Genomic DNA, 17,055 nt, shown 5'->3' on the forward strand with positions numbered 1-17,055 from the left:
TTCCCGACACGGTGTCGGGAAGTTTGGGACAAAGGTGTGGTTTCGGCGATGAACGACTTCAGTGGGATCGACGGCTTCCTCGGTACGAGGGCCTCCTCGGCCATGGACATGATGGTGCTGTTGATGGCGCTTGTGGTGGCGGTCCTCGGTTGGAGCGTCTACCAGGTCAGGGTCGGCAGGCGCTTCCGACTGCACAGGTCGGTGCAGCTCGCGCTCGGCGTCGCGCTGCTGGTGGCCGTCGTCCTCTTCGAGTTGGACGTGCGTTTCAACGGATGGGAAGAACGGTCGGCGGGCGTTGTCGGCGGCTCGGCGTCGACCCTGGTGTGGTCGGTGCTGGCGATCCACCTGGTGTTCGCGGTGTTCTCGGTCCTGCTGTGGCCGGTGGTGATAGTCCGGGCGGTGCGGAATTTCGGCGGCTCGCCGCATCCGGGGGCGCACAGCGCGTGGCACCGGCGCTGGGCGCGGATCGCCGCGATCGGCATGACCTTGACCGCGGTGTCCTGCTGGGCCTTCTATTGGGTCGCGTTCGTCGCCTGAGGGCCGCCCGCGCCCTGGCTATGAATGGGCTTGCATGATGATGCATAATCAATCGTATGGTCACTTCTGCAGTTTCCTCAGGCCCGGCGTCCACGCCGATCCGGGTCGCCATCGCCGGTGCGAGCGGCTACGCGGGCGGTGAGGTCCTCCGACTCCTGCTGGGGCACCCCGCCTATCGCGACGGCTCGCTGACCATCGGCGCGCTCACCGCGGGAAGCAACGCAGGCAGCAGACTCGGTGAGCATCACCCGCATCTGCTGCCGCTGGCCGATCGCGTCCTCGAGCCGACGACCGTCGAGCAGCTCGCCGGCCACGACGTGGTGTTCCTCGGTCTGCCGCACGGCAATTCGGCCGAGATCGCCAAGCAGTTGCCGGAGAGCACCGTCATCATCGACTGCGGCGCCGACTTCCGGCTGGCGAGCGCGGCGGACTGGGAGAAGTACTACAAGAGCGAGCACGCCGGGACCTGGCCGTACGGCCTGCCGGAGCTGCCGGGCCACCGGGAGAAGCTCGCGGGCGCGACCCGGATCGCGGTCCCCGGTTGCTATCCCACCGCGGCCAGCCTGGCGCTCGCCCCCGCGGTGGCCGCCGGGATCGTCGAGCCGCGGGTGACCGTGGTCGCGGTCAGTGGCACCTCCGGCGCGGGTCGTGCGCCCAAGGCCGACCTGCTCGGTTCGGAGGTCATGGGTTCGGCCCGGGCGTACGGGGTCGGCGGCGTGCACCGGCACACCCCCGAGATCATCCAGAACCTCTCGCCCCTCGCGGGCACCGACGTCACCGTGTCCTTCACGCCAGTGCTGGCGCCGATGCCCCGCGGCATCCTCGCCACCTGCACCGCGCCGACCACCGTCACTGAGGCGCAGGCCCGGGAGGTGTACGAAAAGGCTTACGCCGATGAACCTTTCGTGCACGTGCTGCCCGAGCACGTCTTCCCGCAGACCGGCGCGGTGATCGGATCCAACGCGGCCCAGATCGGCGTCACGGTCGACGCCGACGCTGGCCTGCTCGTCGTCATCGCCGCCATCGACAACCTCACCAAGGGGACCGCGGGCGGCGCAGTGCAATCGATGAACCTTGCCCTTGGCCTGCCCGAGACCGATGGTCTCTCGACAGTGGGAGTAGCCCCGTGAACACCACCCCCGTCATCCCCGACTCGGTCGCCGTCGCGGGCGGCAAGCTCGTGCGCACCCAGGGCGTCACCGCGCCCGCCGGATTCCGCGGTGCAGGCATCGCCGCGGGCATCAAGGTCAGCGGACGCCAGGACCTGGCGCTGGTCTTCAACGAGGGTCCGGACACCGCCGCGGCAGGGGTGTTCACCAGCAACAAGGTCAAGGCCGCGCCGGTGCTGTGGTCGCAGCAGGTGCTGACCGGCGGCAGGCTCCGTGCGGTCGTGCTGAACTCCGGCGGCGCGAACGCCTGCACCGGGGCGCCCGGCTTCCAGGACACCCACCAGACCGCCGAGCACGTCGCGGCGACGCTGAGCGACTGGGGCACCGAGACCGGCGCAGGCGAGGTCGCGGTGTGCTCGACCGGGCTGATCGGCGACCGGCTGCCGATGGACAAGCTCCTCGCGGGCGTCACCGAGATCGTGCACGAACTGGCAGGCGGGATCTCCGGGGGCACCGACGCGGCCTACGCGATCATGACCACCGACACCGTGCCGAAGCAGGCGGCGCTGCACCACGCGAACAAGTGGAACGTCGGCGGGATGGCCAAGGGCGCGGGCATGCTCGCCCCGGCGCTGGCCACCATGCTGTGCGTGATCACCACCGACGCCATCGCGACCCCGGCCCAGCTCGACGAGGCGCTCCGCAACGCGACCCGGCTGTCGTTCGATCGGCTGGACGTGGACGGCGCGACCTCGACCAACGACACCGTGCTGCTGCTCGCTTCGGGCGCGAGTTCCGTTGCGCCCACCCAGGACGAGCTCAACGCGGCCGTGCTCGCGGTCTGCGACGACCTCGCCGACCAGCTCATGGCCGACGCGGAGGGCGTCACCAAGCGGGTCACCGTCACGGTGTCCGGCGCGGCCTCCGAGCAGGATGCGCTCGTCGCCGCGCGGACCGTCGCCCGCGACAGCCTGGTCAAGACGGCGCTGTTCGGGTCCGACCCGAACTGGGGCCGCGTGCTCGCCGCGGTCGGCATCGCCCCGATCGAGCTCGACCCGAACCGGATCTCGGTGTCCTTCAACGGGAACCCGGTCTGCATCGACGGTGTCGGCGCGCCTGGCGCCAGGGAGGTCGACCTCTCCGGCATCGACATCGCGCTGCGGATCGAGCTCGGCGTCGGTGACGCGGAGGTCTCCATCCGCACCACCGACCTCTCGCACGCGTACGTGGAAGAGAATTCGGCGTACTCGTCATGACCGGGCACATCGACAGCATCGAGCACATCACCGCCGCGGAGAAGGCGCACGTCCTCGCGGAGGCGCTGCCCTGGCTGGAGCGGTTCCACGGCAAGATCGTGGTGGTCAAGTACGGCGGCAACGCGATGGTCGACGACGACCTCAAGCGGGCGTTCGCCGCGGACATGGCCTTCCTGCGCACCGTCGGGATCCATCCCGTCGTGGTGCACGGCGGCGGCCCGCAGATCAACGCGATGCTGGCGCGTCTCGGCATGGAGGGTGAGTTCCGCGGAGGCTTCCGTGTCACCACCCCCGAGGTGATGGACGTGGTCCGGATGGTGCTGTTCGGTCAGGTGGGGCGCGAGCTCGTCGGCCTGATCAACACCCACGGCCCGTACGCGGTCGGGATCTCGGGCGAGGACGCGCACCTGTTCACCGCGACCAGGCGCACGGTCCAGGTCGAGGGGGTCGCCACCGACATCGGGCTCGTCGGCGATGTCACCACGGTCAACCCGGACGCGGTGCTCGACCTCATCGAGGCCGGCCGGATCCCGGTGGTCTCCACGATCGCCCCCGACGCGGACGGTGTCGTGCACAACATCAACGCCGACACCGCGGCGGCGGCGCTGGCCGAGGCGATCGGCGCGGAGAAGCTGGTGATGCTCACCGACGTCGAGGGTCTCTACACGGACTGGCCCGACCGGTCCTCCCTGGCCAGCGAGATCGACTCGGCCGCACTGGAACTGCTGTTGCCGACGCTCGACGCGGGGATGGTCCCCAAGATGGAGGCCTGCCTGCGGGCGGTGCACGGCGGGGTGTCCTCCGCGCACGTGATCGACGGCCGGGTGGCGCACTCGGTGCTCCTGGAGCTGCTCACCGGCGAGGGCATCGGCACCATGGTCACCCACACGAATCAGGAAGGACAGTGATGACCGAACCTTTGCAGCAGCGCTGGTCGAACGCGCTGATGGACACCTACGGGGTCCCGCGGCTGGCCCTGGTCCGCGGCGAGGGCGCGGTGGTCACCGACGCGGACGGCAAGCAGTATCTCGACCTGCTGGCCGGGATCGCCGTCAACATCCTCGGACACGCGCACCCCGCCGTCGTCGAGGCCGTCACGGCGCAGCTCTCCACGCTCGGCCACACCTCCAACCTGTACGCCACCGAGCCGGGCATCGCGCTCGCCGAGCAGCTGCTCGCGCACCTCGGCGCGCCGGGCCGGGTGTTCCTGTGCAACTCGGGCACCGAGGCCAACGAGGCCGCGTTCAAGCTCGCGCGGGCCACCGGAAGGCCCAACATCATCGCCGCCGAGAACTCGTTCCACGGTCGCACCATGGGGGCGCTCGCGCTCACCGGACAGCCCGCCAAGAGGGCCCCGTTCGAGCCGATGCCGCCCGGCGTCTCGCACGTTCCCTACGGCGACATCGAGGCGCTCGACCGGGCGGTCGACGCCGACACCGCGGCGGTGTTCCTCGAGCCGATCATGGGGGAGAGCGGTGTCGTCGTGCCGCCGGACGGCTACCTCACCGCGGCCAGGCAGATCACCGCGGACCGCGGCGCGCTGCTGATCCTGGACGAGGTGCAGACCGGGATCGGCCGCACCGGGTGGTTCTACGCGCACCAGGCGGTCGGGATCGTGCCGGACGTGATGACCCTGGCGAAGGGGCTCGGCGGCGGCATGCCGATCGGGGCCTGCGTCGCCACCGGTGCGGCGGCCGAGCTGTTCGGGCCCGGCAAGCACGGCACCACCTTCGGCGGTAACCCGGTCTGCGCGGCGGCCGCGCTCGCGGTGCTGCGTACCGTCGCCGATCAGGATCTGATCAGTCACGCCGACTCGCTCGGCAAGTCGATCACCCACGGAATCGAGAACCTCGGTCACCCGCTGGTCGATCATGTCCGCGGGGCCGGGCTGCTGCTCGGCGTCGTGCTGACCAGGGAGGTGGCGCCCGCGGTGGAGGCCGCGGCCCGCGACGCCGGGTTCCTGGTCAACGCAGCGGCGCCCGGTGTGATCCGACTGGCGCCGCCGCTGATCCTCACCGAGGAGCAGGCGAACGGATTCGTCGCGGCGTTGCCCGCGATCCTCGATGTGGCGGAGGAACAGAAATGAGCACGACCATCAAGCACTTCCTGAGGGACGACGACCTGACGGCCGCCCAGCAGGCGGAGGTCCTCGCGCTGGCCGCCGAGTTGAAGAAGGACCCGTTCGCCAAGCAGACACTCGCGGGTCCGCGTGGCGTCGGCGTCATCTTCGAGAAGAACTCCACCAGGACGCGCTTCTCCTTCGAGATGGGCATCGCCCAGCTCGGCGGGCACGCGGTCGTCGTCGACGGCCGCAGCACCCAGCTCGGCCGCGAGGAGACGCTGCAGGACACCGGTCGGGTGCTCTCGCGGTACGTCGACGCGGTGGTCTGGCGCACCTTCGGGCAGAAGCGGCTCGAGCAGATGGCGGCGGGGGCGACGGTGCCGATCGTCAACGCACTGTCCGACGAGTTCCACCCGTGCCAGGTGCTGGCGGACCTGCAGACGCTCGCCGAGCGCAAGGGTGATCTCAAGGGCCTCAAGCTGACCTACCTCGGCGACGGTGCCAACAACATGGCGCACTCGTTGCTGCTCGGCGGCGTGACGGCGGGCATCGACGTCACGATCGCGGCGCCTGCCGGCTTCGCGCCGCTCGGGTACGTCGTCGAGGCGGCCCGGGTCCGCGCGGAGCAGACCGGCGCGACGATCACGCTGACCGACGACCCGGTCGCGGGCGCCAAGGGTGCCGATGCACTCGTCACCGACACGTGGACGTCGATGGGGCAGGAGAACGACGGCCTCGACCGGGTCGGACCGTTCCGGCCGTTCCAGATCAACGCCGCGCTGCTGGCGCACGCTGCCCCGGACGCGACGGTGCTGCACTGCCTGCCCGCGCACCGCGGCGAGGAGATCACCGACGAGGTGATCGACGGGCCGCAGAGCGCGGTGTGGGACGAGGCGGAGAACCGGCTGCACGCGCAGAAGGCGCTGCTGGTGTGGCTGCTCGAGCAGCGGGGCGGACCGGGGGACCGGCCGTGACCACCGCCAAGCCGATGGCGGTCGCGTCGGCGAAGGTCGCCGTCGCGCCGACCCGCGCAGGCAGGCAGGCCCGGATCACCGCCCTGCTGTCGGTGCACGAGGTGCGCAGCCAGCCGGAGCTCTCGGCGCTGCTCGCGGCCGAGGGCATCGAGGTCTCGAACGCCACGCTGTCGCGGGACCTCGAGGAGCTCGGAGCCGTGAAGCTGCGGGCCGCGGACGGCGGCGCAGGCGTCTATGTGGTGCCCGAGGACGGCAGCCCGGTCCGCGGGGTGTCGGGGGGCACCGATCGGCTCTCGCGGCTGCTCGGCGAGCTGCTGGTGTCCACCGATGCCAGCGGAAACCTGGCGGTGCTGCGGACGCCCCCCGGCGCCGCGCACTACCTCGCGAGCGCCCTCGACCGGGCTTCGCTGCCCGAGGTTGTCGGAACCATTGCCGGGGATGACACCATTCTTGTGATCGCCCGCGAACCACTCACCGGCGCACAGCTGGCGGAGATGATCGAGAAACTGGCCTGACGGGTTCGAATCCGCGGGCTGACAACTGAAGATCTTGTGAAGAGTTACAACCTGAAGGAGCACAAAGACCATGGCTGAACGCGTCGTACTCGCCTACTCGGGCGGGCTGGACACCTCGGTGGCCATCAGCTGGATCGGCAAGGAGACGGGCAAAGAGGTCGTCGCCGTCGCCATCGATCTCGGCCAGGGCGGCGAGGACATGGAGGTCGTGCGTCAGCGTGCCCTCGACTGCGGCGCGGTGGAGTCCGTCGTGGTCGACGCCCGCGACGAGTTCGCGAACGAGTACTGCCTGCCGACCATCCAGGCCAACGCGCTGTACATGGACCGGTACCCGCTGGTGTCGGCCATCAGCCGGCCGCTGATCGTCAAGCACATCGTCGAGGCCGCGCGCGCCCACGGTGGCACCGTCGTCTCGCACGGCTGCACCGGCAAGGGCAACGACCAGGTCCGCTTCGAGGTCGGCTTCGGCGCCCTCGCGCCCGACCTCGAGGTCATCGCGCCGGTCCGCGACTACGCGTGGACTCGTGAGAAGGCGATCAAGTTCGCCGAAGAGAACAACATCCCGATCAACGTCTCCAAGAAGTCGCCGTTCTCGATCGACCAGAACGTCTGGGGCCGCGCCGTGGAGACCGGGTTCCTCGAGGACCTGTGGAACGCGCCGACCAAGGACGTCTACGACTACACCCAGGACCCCACGGTCAACTGGAACGCACCCGACGAGCTGATCATCAGCTTCGAGGCGGGCAAGCCCGTCGCGATCGACGGCAAGCCGGTCACCGTGCTCGAGGCCATCCAGGAGCTCAACAAGCGTGCCGGTGCCCAGGGCGTCGGCCGCCTCGACGTGGTCGAGGACCGTCTCGTCGGCATCAAGAGCCGCGAGATCTACGAGGCCCCCGGTGCCATGGTGCTCATCACCGCCCACCAGGAACTCGAGCACGTCACCCTCGAGCGCGAGCTCGGTCGCTACAAGCGTCAGATGGAGCAGCGCTGGTCCGAGCTGGTCTACGACGGCCTGTGGTTCTCCCCCCTCAAGGACGCGCTCGACTCGTTCGTCGCCAAGACCCAGGAGCGGGTCACCGGCGACATCCGGCTGTTCCTGCACGGCGGCGCGATCACCGTCAACGGTCGTCGCAGCCCGGAGTCGCTCTACGACTTCAACCTCGCCACCTACGACGAGGGCGACTCGTTCGACCAGTCCTACGCCAAGGGCTTCGTCAACATCCACGGCCTGTCCTCGAAGGTCGCGGCCAAGCGGGACCTGGGTCTGTAGGCATGTCGGAGAGTTCGCACGGTACGAATGAAGGCGCGCTGTGGGGCGGGCGGTTCGCCTCCGGTCCCGCCGCGGCCATGGCCGCGCTCAGCAAGTCGACGCACTTCGACTGGGTGCTCGCGCCCTACGACGTGCGCGCCTCGCAGGCGCACGCCCGGGTGCTTCACAAGGCCGGACTGCTCAGTGACGCCGACCTCGCGACGATGCTCGACGGGCTGACCCGCCTGGCGGACGACGTGGCCAGCGGGGCATTCGTACCTGCGGACTCCGACGAGGACGTGCACGGTGCCCTCGAGCGCGGCCTGATCGAGCGGGTCGGCACCGAGGTCGGCGGGCGCCTGCGCGCGGGTCGCTCCCGCAACGACCAGGTGGCCACCCTGTTCAGGATGTGGCTGCGCGACGCGGCCCGCCGGGTGGCGGCCGGGGTGCTCGACGTCGTCGACGCCCTCGCCACCCAGGCGGCCGCGCATCCCGACGCGGTGATGCCGGGCAAGACACACCTGCAGGCCGCGCAGCCGGTGCTGCTCGCGCACCACCTGCTGGCGCACGCGCATCCGCTGCTGCGCGACGTGCAGCGCCTGGAGGACTTCGACAAGCGGGCTGCGGTGTCCCCGTACGGCTCGGGGGCGCTCGCCGGTTCGTCGCTGGGGCTGGATCCGGAGGCCATCGCGGCGGAGCTGAACTTCGACTCCTCCGCGGAGAACTCCATCGATGCCACCTCGTCGCGTGACTTCGCGGCGGAGGCGGCGTTCATCTTCGCGATGATCGCGGTCGACCTCTCGAGGATGGCCGAGGAGGTCATCATCTGGAGCACCCCGGAGTTCGGCTACATCACCCTCGCCGACGCCTGGTCGACCGGCTCGTCGATCATGCCGCAGAAGAAGAACCCGGACGTGTCGGAGCTGACCCGCGGCAAGGCAGGCCGACTGATCGGCAACGTGACCGGCCTGCTCGCGACGCTGAAGGCCCAGCCGCTGGCGTACAACCGGGACCTGCAGGAGGACAAGGAGCCGGTGTTCGACTCGGTGGCGCAGCTCGAGCTGTTGCTGCCCGCGATCACCGGCCTGGTCTCGACCCTCGAGTTCCACACCGGCCGGATGGCGGAGCTGGCCCCGGCCGGGTTCACCCTCGCCACCGACATCGCGGAATGGATGGTGCGGCAAGGGGTTCCGTTCCGGGTCGCGCACGAGGCGGCCGGTGCCTGCGTCCGGGTCGCCGAGGGCAGGGGAGTCGGGCTCGAGGAGCTGACCGACGAGGAGCTGGCGGCCGTCGACCCGGCGCTGACACCCGCGGTGCGGGAGGTCCTCACGGTCGCCGGTTCGATCGCCTCGCGTAACGCGCGGGGCGGCACCGCCGGTGTACAGGTCGCCCGCCAGCTCGGCGGGGTCCGCGAGGCCTCGCGCGTGCGGCGCGCCTGGATCGAACGGTGAGCCACCCCGGGTAGAGCGTGCGGCGGGGTGCGTTCACCGCGTTCGCGCGGGGAATATAGTGTGATCTGAGTCACCATCGATCATCCCTTGGGGGGACGCTGAAGTGAGTTGGTATCCAGAGGTTCTGAACGGCTCGGTGCGTCGTGTCGTGGCCACCGCGCAGAACGGCCTCGAGGTGATCCGGTTGGGCGGCCTGGAGACGGAAGCCCGTCCCTCGCAGTTCCGGGTCGTCGAGCGGGAACCGATGTTCCGGCTGCGCCGGTACTTCGCGGACGAGGCCGCCGACGGTTCGCGGCCACCGATCGTGCTCGTGCCGCCGATGATGATGTCGGCGGACGTGTACGACGTCGCGCAGGACCAGGGCGCGGTCGGTGTCCTGCACGCGATGGGTCTCGATCCGTGGGTGGTCGACTTCGGGTCGCCGGATACCGAGGACGGTGGCTGGAACCGCACATTGGCGGATCACGTCGTCGCCATCAGCGACATCATCGATCGGGTGCACGAGCACACCGGCCGGGATGTGCACCTCGCCGGATACTCCCAGGGCGGAATGTTCTGCTACCAGGCCGCGGCCTATCGGCGATGCAAGAACCTGGCAAGCGTGATCACCTTCGGTGCGCCCGTCGACACGCTCGCGGCGCTCCCGCTCGGCATCCCCGAGGGCGTCGCGACCAGGGCGGCCGACTTCCTCGCCGACCACGTGTTCACCCGGCTCTCGATCGCGGGATGGATGGCGCGCACGGGCTTTCAGCTGCTCGACCCCGTCAAGACCGCGAAGTCCCGGATCGACTTCCTGCGTCAGCTGCACGACCGGGAGGCCCTGCTGCCGCGCGAGCAGCAGCGGCGCTTCCTGGCGACCGAGGGATGGGTCGCCTGGTCGGGTCCGGCCGTCGCCGAACTGCTCAAGCAGTTCATCGTGCACAACCGGATGATGTCCGGTGGCTTCGTGATCCAGGAGCGACTGGTCACCCTCGCGGAGCTGAGCTGCCCGATCCTGGCCTTCGTCGGTGAGGTCGACGACATCGGCCAGCCCGTGGCGGTGCGCGGGATCCGGAAGGCGGCACCGCGTGCCGAGGTCTTCGAATCCACCTTGCGTGCAGGGCACTTCGGGCTCGTCGTCGGGTCCGCCGCGGCCACCCAGACCTGGCCGACGGCAGGCGAATGGGTGCGCTGGCGGGAGGGTCTCGGGCCCCGCCCCGAGACCATCGACGAGATGACCTACGAGGATCAGCCCGCGACCGAGACCGGGGTCTCGGTGAGCGACCGGATCCTGCACACCGGGGCGTCCATCGCCGAGGTGGGCGTCGGGATCACCAGGGGCGTGCTGGACATCACCTCGCACACGATGCGTGGCACCAGGGAACTGTCCGCCGAGGCGATCCGGGTGCTGCCCCGGTTGGCCCGTCTCGGGCAGATCCAGCCGCACACGACGATCTCGCTCGGCAAACTGCTGGCCGAGGCGGGCGCCAGGTCGCCGAAGGGCGAGTGCTTCCTGTTCGACGATCGCGTGTACACCAACGAGGCCGTCAACACCCGGATCGACAACGTGGTGCGGGGGCTGATCTCGACGGGCGTCCGTCCAGCCGAACGCATCGGCGTGCTCATGGAGACCAGGCCGAGCGCGCTCATCGCGATCGCGGCGCTGTCGCGGATCGGCGCCGTCGTCGTCATGCTGCCGCCGACCGCCGACCTGTCCGCATCGGTGCGCCTCGGCGGGGTCCAGACGATCATCACGGACCCGGACAACCTGCGCTCCGCCACCTCGCTCGGGGTCGACGTGCTGGTCCTCGGTGGCGGTGAGTCGCGGGTCCTGGACACCGAACCGGACTCGGCCACCATCGATCTCGAGAAGATCGACCCGTCGCAGGTGAAGTTGCCCGCCTGGTACCGACCGAATCCCGGACGCGCACAGGAGCTCGCCTTCGTGTTGTTGAGCCGGTCCGGCGGCCACCTCGAGGCGAAGCACATCACCAACCACCGCTGGGCGCTGTCCGCATTCGGTACCGCGACAGCGGCGAATCTGGGCCGCGGCGACACGGTGTATTCGATTGCTCCGCTTTACCATTCGTCCGTACTCCTGGCCACGCTCGGCGGCGCGATCGCCGGTGGCTCGAGGATCGCGCTGACCCGGGGTCTCGACCCCGCGCAGTTCGCCGCCGAGGTGCACCGCTACGGCGTGACCGTGGTCGCGTACACGTGGACGATGATGCGCGAGCTGGTGAACTGCGAGGACCTGCCCATCGGCCCCGGGCACCCGATCCGCCTGTTCATCGGTTCCGGCATGCCGCGCGGCCTGTGGCTGCGGACGATGGAGCGATTCGAGCCGGCACAGGTGCTCGAGTTCTACGCCTCCACGGAGGGCGCAGTGGTCCTCGCGAACGTCTCGGGTGCCAAGCCGGGCTCGAAGGGGCGCCCGCTGCCCGGCAGCACCCCGGTCCGGATCGCCGCGTACGACCCGATCCGGGGCGAGTACCTGGTCGACGAGGAGGGGCTGGTCCGCGAGTGCGGGGTGGGGGAGGTCGGGCTGCTGCTCGGTCACGCGACCAACAACGAGGCGATCAGCGGCGCCATGCGCGGGGTGTTCGGCGCGGGCGACGCCTGGGTGCCGACCGAGCACCTCTTCACGGTGGACGCCGACGGCGACTTCTGGATGATGGACGAGAAGAACGCCGTGGTCCGGGCCAGGCGCGGGCCGGTGTTCGGGCAACCGATCGTCGACGCCCTCGGCGGGATCGAGCGCGTGGACAACGCGGTGGCCTACGGGGTCCCCGTCGGGGACGAGGAGCTGGCGGTGGTCGCGCTGACACTGCTTCCCGACAGTTCGCTCAGCGCAGTTGATCTCGCGGATGCCCTCGCGGACCTCGAGCCCGCGCAGCGTCCGGATCTGATCCATGTCGTTCCCGAGATCGCGATCAGCAACTCGTACCGGCCGAGGCGGAGCGCGCTCAAGGCGGCCGGACTGCCGAAGCCGGGTGTGCGTTCGTGGTACTACGACCCGGAGAAGGACGGCTATCGCCGCCTGACCCGGGCGGTGATCTCGGAGCTGAAGGAGCGGGGGAGTCGGGCGCTGACCGGGTAGCCGGGTAGCGTTACCGACGACATCGGCTGCTGTCGACCGCACTCTTCGCACGCTCGAGAGGACCATTCCGTGGCGCTTGATCCCACCCTGCTGAGCATCCTGGCCTGCCCGCAGGACAAGGGTCCCCTGCTGCTCGTCGACGACGAGTTGCTCTACAACCCGCGGCTGCACCGCGCCTATCCCATCGAGGACGGCATCCCGGTGCTGCTGGTCGACGAGGCGCGGACCGTCGGCGAGGAAGAGCACGAGACGCTGCTCGCGCGCGCCAAGGGATCCGCGGGCGACTAGGTCAGCCAACCGCTCCGGTCAGGTAGCGCTGCAGGGTCGGTCCGATCAGGGCGACGACCTCGTCGACGGACAGCGAGGCGATCGGTTCGAGCCGGAGCAGATACCGGGTGATCAGCAGCCCGGACAGTTGCGATGCGACAAGGGTCGCCCGCAGCGGGCCGCTGCCCGGTGGGTCGTCGAACCGCCCGACGAGCTGGCGCAGGATCACCTCGGTGAGGAAGTTGCTCACCAGGCCGGTCGACTCACCGGAGATCGCGGCGCGGAAGGCGGCGAGCACGGCGGTGCCCTGTGGTGACTCCCAGACCCCGAGGACGCCGCGCAACAGCAGTTCGCCGATCTCCTCGATCGGGGCGTCGAGTACCGAGCCCAGGACCAGTTGGGGATCCACCGGCATGTCGACCGCGGCGAGGAACAGCGCGCGCTTGGTGCCGAAGTAGTGGTGCACCAGCGCCGAGTCGACGCCTGCCTCCGCAGCGATCGCGCGCACCGATGTCCTCTCGAAACCGGTGTCCGCGAACTGGTTCCGGGCAGCGGTGAGGATGAGCTCCTTGGTGTCCGGGTTACCGGGCCTGCGTCCGGATCGAGCCGTGGTCGAGGCGGCGCGAGAGGTCATGGCGTTCGCCTGCGCAGGGTCGCCGCGGCGAGGCACAGGGCCACGACCGCGAAGCCGGCGACGACGCCGAGGTCGCGCCACATCACGGCGGTGCTGCCGGGGTACCGCGCGACCTGCTGCAGGGCCTCGACTGCGTAGCTGAGGGGCATCACGTTCGAGATCCATTCCAGCCACTGGGGCAGCTGGTCGCGGGGCACCAACAGGCCGCACAGGAACAGCTGGGGGATCACGATCACCGGCATGAACTGGACCGCCTGGAACTCGGTCCTGGCGAAGGCGCTGCACAGCAGTCCGAGCGCGACGCCGAGCACCGCGTCGAGCACCGCGATCAGCACCACCAGCCCGACGCTGCCCGCCGTCGTCAGCCCGAGGAGCCCGAACGTCACCAGGCACGCGAGCGCCGCCTGCGCCGCGGCGGCGAGCGAGAACGCGGTGCCGTAGCCGCCGAGCAGGTCCAGCTTGGACATCGGGGTGGTGAGCAGCCGCTCGAGGGTCCCTGAGCTCCGTTCCCGCTGCATCGCGATGGAGGTGACCAGGAACATCACCACGAACGGGAGGATCCCCAGCATGGTGATCGCGATCCGGTCGAACAGCGACTGCTCGCCGGGCGGGGTCGGCACGTTCACGTAGAGGAAGTAGAGCAGCGTCATCAGCAGCGCGGGGACCAGCAGGATCATCGCGACGGTCCGGTGATCGGCGCGGAGCTGGCGGAGGATGCGTCCGGTGCTGGCGGTGTAGATCCTCGCGTTCATGACTGCTGCGCTCCCACGGTGCGGCTGCGGATCAGGGTGAGGAAGGCGTGCTCGAGGCTCGACTGCCCGGTCTCGGTGCGCAGTTCGTCGGGGCTGAGCTGGGCTATCAGGCTGCCCTCGCGCAGCAGGAGCAGCTCCGGGCAGTGTTCGGCCTCGTCCATCACGTGGCTGGAGACGAGCAGCGTGGTGCCCGAGGCCGCCAGGTCCGCGAACCGATCCCACAGGTCGGCTCGCAGGACCGGGTCGAGCCCGACGGTCGGCTCGTCCAGGATCAGCAGTTCCGGGTCCCCGACCAGGGCGCAGGCGAGGGAAACCCGGGCGCGCTGGCCGCCGGAGAGCTGTCCGGCCTGTTGATCGGAGTAGCCGCCGAGCGCGACCGCGTCGACGGCCTCGGCCGCGGCCGCCGCCGGGCGGCCGTACAGGGCGGCGAAGTACCGGACGTTGTCGCGGACCGAGAGGTCGAGGTAGACGGTGGGGGACTGGGTGACGTACCCGACCCGATGTCGCAGCGAGGCGGATCCGGCCGGCTCGCCGAGCACGGTGACCGAGCCCGATTCGACGATCTGGGTTCCCACGATCGCCCGCATGAGGGTCGTCTTGCCGCAGCCGGAGGGCCCGAGCAGGCCGGTGATGGAACCGCTCCTGACGCTGAGGTTCAGCGTGTGCAGCACTTCGTTTCTGCCGCGGCGGACGACGAGATCGGTGATCTCGATCGCCGGGCGGTCCGTCGATCCTGGCATCGGAGCCTCAATTCATCGAGTGATGAGATCATCCTTGGATGAATTCTCTGCCCGTGGTGGGTGGGGTGTCAACACCCCGGCTGGCACGACTTCGAGGCACAATCGGCGAGATGTCGGAGCGAGAGCTGGCCGCCGCGGATCCCCTCACGGCGGCACGTCTGGTGCTCGGGGCCCGGCTCACCGCAGGCGGCGTCACGGTGCGCATCGTCGAAGTCGAGGCGTACGGCAGCGACGAGGCGGGGCCGTGGCCGGATCCTGCCGCGCATTCCTATCCGGGACCGACCCAGCGCAACGCCGTGATGTTCGGGCCCGCGGGCCGGCTGTACGTCTATCTCAGCCACGGCCTGCACCTGTGCATGAACGTCTCCTGCGCCGGCGTCGGCACCGCTGCCGCGGTCCTGCTCAGGGCCGCCGAGGTGGTGGAGGGAGAGGACATCGTGCGGCGGCGCCGCGGTCAGGACAAGCGCTTTCGCGACCTGGCAAGGGGGCCGGGGAATCTCGGGCAGGCACTCGGAATCACACTGGCGGACAACGGAACCGACCTGCTGGCGGCTGGATCCGCGATCCGGTTGCGGCTCGATCCGCTGCTCGAACACGCCGAGGGTCCGCGGGTCGGGGTGAGCCGGGCGGCCGAGCGTCCGTGGCGACTGTGGGATCCCGCCTCCTCGGCGGTTTCCGCATACCGTCGCAGCCCGCGTGCACCCGTCGTCCCTGGTGCGAGAGAATCGAAGGCGTGACTGCGAACATCATCGACGAACTCCACTGGCGTGGCCTCATCCAGCAATCCACGGATATCGACGCGCTGCGGCGCGACGCCGATGCCGGTCCGGTCACGCTCTATGCCGGCTTCGACCCGACCGGCCCCAGCCTGCACGCCGGTCACCTGGTGCCGCTGCTCGCGCTGAAGCGATTCCAGATGGCGGGCCACCGGCCGATCGTGCTCGCGGGTGGTGCGACCGGACTGATCGGCGATCCGCGCGACGTGGGGGAGCGCACCATGAACTCCGCCGACACCGTCGCCGAGTGGGCCGGGCGCATCCGCGCCCAGCTCGAGCGTTTCGTCGAGTTCGAGGGGCCGGCCGCCGCGGTCATCGAGAACAACATGAACTGGACCGGCAAGCTGACCGCCATCGACTTCCTGCGCGATATCGGCAAGCACTTCTCGGTCAACGTCATGCTGGCCAGGGACACGGTCAAGCGCAGGCTCGACTCGGACGGCATGTCGTACACCGAGTTCAGCTACATGCTGCTCCAGGCCAACGACTACCTGCAGCTCCGCCGCGAGTACGGCTGCACGCTCCAGGTCGGTGGATCCGATCAGTGGGGCAACATCATCGCGGGCGTCGAGCTCAATCGCCGGGTGGACGGGGAGTCGGTACACGCGCTCACCGTCCCGCTGGTCACCTCGGCCGACGGCAAGAAGTTCGGCAAGTCGACCGGTGGCGGCAGCCTGTGGCTCGACCCGGAGATGACCAGCCCCTACGCCTGGTACCAGTACTTCGTGAACACCGCGGATGCGGACGTCGTCCGCTACCTGCGCTGGTTCACCTTCCTCACGCAGGAGGAGCTCGCCGAGCTCGAGGAGCAGACCCTCACGCGTCCGCAGGCCCGTGCGGCACAGCGCCGGCTGGCGGCGGAGATGACGACGCTGGTGCACGGGGAGCACAACACCGCCGCCGTCGAGCACGCCAGCCAGGCGTTGTTCGGCAAGGCAGAGCTGACCGAACTGGACGAGTCGACCCTCGCCGCGGCGCTGACCGAGGCGGCTGTCGCGCAGGTGCGCCCTGGTGACGCGACGACCATCGTCGACCTGCTGGTGACCAGCGGTCTCTGTGAGAGCAAGGGCGCCGCCCGCCGCACCATCAAGGAGGGCGGTGCGTCGGTGAACAACCAGCGCATCAGCGCCGAGGAGTGGGAGCCGCAGGCCACCGACCTCCTGCACGGACAGTGGCTGGTCATCCGTCGAGGGAAGCGGAACTTCGCAGGCATCCAGGTGCTGCCGGCCTGAGTGGACCGCACAGGGGTGGCGCGGGTCACATCGATGTGATTCGATGGATTCGCGCCCCCAGGGCGGTGCGCGCGGCCCGCGACCTGCGGGAGTTCCGCGGCGCGCGCAGCTGACCTGGGGATTTGACGCTGTGTTCTTGTTCGCGTAACTTTTGTCGAGTCAGAGCGACACGGACACCGACCCGGCCGAGAGGCCAGGGACACGAGGTTGGACGTAGGCGCCTGGTAATCCTAGAAGTTGTAGCCGGTTTCGATCGGTTCAGTCTTCGACTGCCTTCTGAGTCTGGTGGGGCCGGTTTTGACCGGGTCTGCTCGATGAGATAGGCTGGAACAGTTGCCCCGGAGCGGCCGAGAACGTGTTTCTCGGTGGTGATGGTGTGTGCGTGTTCTTTGAGAACTCAACAGTGTGCCGATGAATGTCAG

General features: G+C 69.7%; 16 protein-coding genes. 13 read left to right on the forward strand and 3 right to left on the reverse strand.

Translation table 11 applies throughout. The features are described from left to right. Positions 1 to 48: 48 nt before the first annotated feature. The 11 genes from BR31_RS0123930 to BR31_RS0123980 all read left to right on the forward strand — a co-directional run bounded on the left by BR31_RS0123930 (position 49) and on the right by BR31_RS0123980 (position 12,520). Entirely contained in the window at positions 49 to 537 is a 489-nt protein-coding gene (locus BR31_RS0123930; RefSeq protein WP_027503200.1) for a DUF420 domain-containing protein, read from the forward strand. A gap of 56 nt (positions 538 to 593) precedes the next feature. Beyond that, on the forward strand, positions 594 to 1,667 hold the full coding sequence (gene argC, locus BR31_RS0123935) for an N-acetyl-gamma-glutamyl-phosphate reductase (RefSeq protein WP_051637697.1): 1,074 nt from the start codon (positions 594 to 596) through the stop codon (positions 1,665 to 1,667). Beyond that, positions 1,664 to 2,902, forward strand: coding sequence for a bifunctional glutamate N-acetyltransferase/amino-acid acetyltransferase ArgJ (gene argJ, locus BR31_RS0123940; RefSeq protein ID WP_051637698.1), 1,239 nt, complete (start codon positions 1,664 to 1,666; stop codon positions 2,900 to 2,902). Before argC ends, argJ begins: the two co-directional genes overlap by 4 nt. Further along, positions 2,899 to 3,810 (forward strand): acetylglutamate kinase, encoded by a 912-nt coding sequence (gene argB, locus BR31_RS0123945; protein WP_027503203.1) that lies wholly within the window; start codon positions 2,899 to 2,901, stop codon positions 3,808 to 3,810. The genes argJ and argB overlap by 4 nt, the downstream gene beginning before the upstream one ends. After that, positions 3,810 to 4,988, forward strand: a complete 1,179-nt coding sequence (locus BR31_RS0123950) for an acetylornithine transaminase (protein ID WP_037178078.1) — start codon at positions 3,810 to 3,812, stop codon at positions 4,986 to 4,988. Before argB ends, BR31_RS0123950 begins: the two co-directional genes overlap by 1 nt. Next, positions 4,985 to 5,938: an ornithine carbamoyltransferase gene (gene argF / locus BR31_RS0123955; RefSeq protein WP_027503205.1), complete on the forward strand. Its 954-nt coding sequence runs from the start codon at positions 4,985 to 4,987 to the stop codon at positions 5,936 to 5,938. Before BR31_RS0123950 ends, argF begins: the two co-directional genes overlap by 4 nt. 14 nt (positions 5,939 to 5,952) lie before the next feature. Then, entirely contained in the window at positions 5,953 to 6,453 is a 501-nt protein-coding gene (locus tag BR31_RS0123960) for an arginine repressor (RefSeq protein WP_037178083.1), read from the forward strand. Positions 6,454 to 6,523: 70 nt separating this feature from the next. Next, positions 6,524 to 7,723 carry an argininosuccinate synthase gene (locus BR31_RS0123965; protein ID WP_027503207.1) on the forward strand — a complete coding sequence of 400 codons (1,200 nt, stop codon included), beginning with the start codon at positions 6,524 to 6,526 and terminating at the stop codon, positions 7,721 to 7,723. Positions 7,724 to 7,725: 2 nt separating this feature from the next. Then, a complete protein-coding gene (argH, locus tag BR31_RS0123970) occupies positions 7,726 to 9,153 on the forward strand; it encodes an argininosuccinate lyase (RefSeq protein ID WP_027503208.1) in 1,428 nt (475 codons plus the stop codon). 103 nt (positions 9,154 to 9,256) lie between these two features. Continuing rightward, a complete protein-coding gene (locus BR31_RS0123975; RefSeq protein WP_027503209.1) occupies positions 9,257 to 12,232 on the forward strand; it encodes an acyl-CoA synthetase in 2,976 nt (991 codons plus the stop codon). Between the two features lie 69 nt (positions 12,233 to 12,301). Continuing rightward, on the forward strand, positions 12,302 to 12,520 hold the full coding sequence (locus tag BR31_RS0123980) for a Trm112 family protein (protein ID WP_027503210.1): 219 nt from the start codon (positions 12,302 to 12,304) through the stop codon (positions 12,518 to 12,520). A 1-nt stretch (position 12,521) separates the two neighbouring features. Here BR31_RS0123980 and BR31_RS0123985 read toward each other — a convergent pair whose 3' ends face one another. From BR31_RS0123985 to BR31_RS0123995, 3 genes are read right to left on the reverse strand one after another with little or no spacing between them, the layout of a single operon-like run. Beyond that, positions 12,522 to 13,133: a TetR/AcrR family transcriptional regulator gene (locus BR31_RS0123985; RefSeq protein ID WP_027503211.1), complete on the reverse strand. Its 612-nt coding sequence runs from the start codon at positions 13,131 to 13,133 to the stop codon at positions 12,522 to 12,524. Beyond that, the gene (locus tag BR31_RS0123990) at positions 13,130 to 13,885 is read right to left on the reverse strand and encodes an ABC transporter permease (RefSeq protein WP_027503212.1); all 756 of its coding nucleotides are present in this window, start codon (positions 13,883 to 13,885) and stop codon (positions 13,130 to 13,132) included. The genes BR31_RS0123985 and BR31_RS0123990 overlap by 4 nt, the downstream gene beginning before the upstream one ends. After that, complete coding sequence (locus BR31_RS0123995; protein ID WP_156042594.1) at positions 13,882 to 14,625, reverse strand: ABC transporter ATP-binding protein; 744 nt, start codon at positions 14,623 to 14,625, stop codon at positions 13,882 to 13,884. The genes BR31_RS0123990 and BR31_RS0123995 overlap by 4 nt, the downstream gene beginning before the upstream one ends. A gap of 110 nt (positions 14,626 to 14,735) precedes the next feature. On the opposite strand from BR31_RS0123995, the gene BR31_RS0124000 reads away from it, so the two are divergent. Both BR31_RS0124000 and tyrS read left to right on the forward strand, forming a co-directional pair. Beyond that, positions 14,736 to 15,362, forward strand: coding sequence for a DNA-3-methyladenine glycosylase (locus BR31_RS0124000; RefSeq protein WP_027503214.1), 627 nt, complete (start codon positions 14,736 to 14,738; stop codon positions 15,360 to 15,362). Then, positions 15,359 to 16,633 carry a tyrosine--tRNA ligase gene (gene tyrS / locus BR31_RS0124005; RefSeq protein WP_027503215.1) on the forward strand — a complete coding sequence of 425 codons (1,275 nt, stop codon included), beginning with the start codon at positions 15,359 to 15,361 and terminating at the stop codon, positions 16,631 to 16,633. Before BR31_RS0124000 ends, tyrS begins: the two co-directional genes overlap by 4 nt. The last annotated feature ends 422 nt before the right edge of the window (positions 16,634 to 17,055 follow it).

The organism is Rhodococcus sp. UNC363MFTsu5.1 (assembly GCF_000686785.1).
Taxonomy (GTDB): Bacteria; Actinomycetota; Actinomycetes; order Mycobacteriales; family Mycobacteriaceae; genus Rhodococcus_G; species Rhodococcus_G maanshanensis.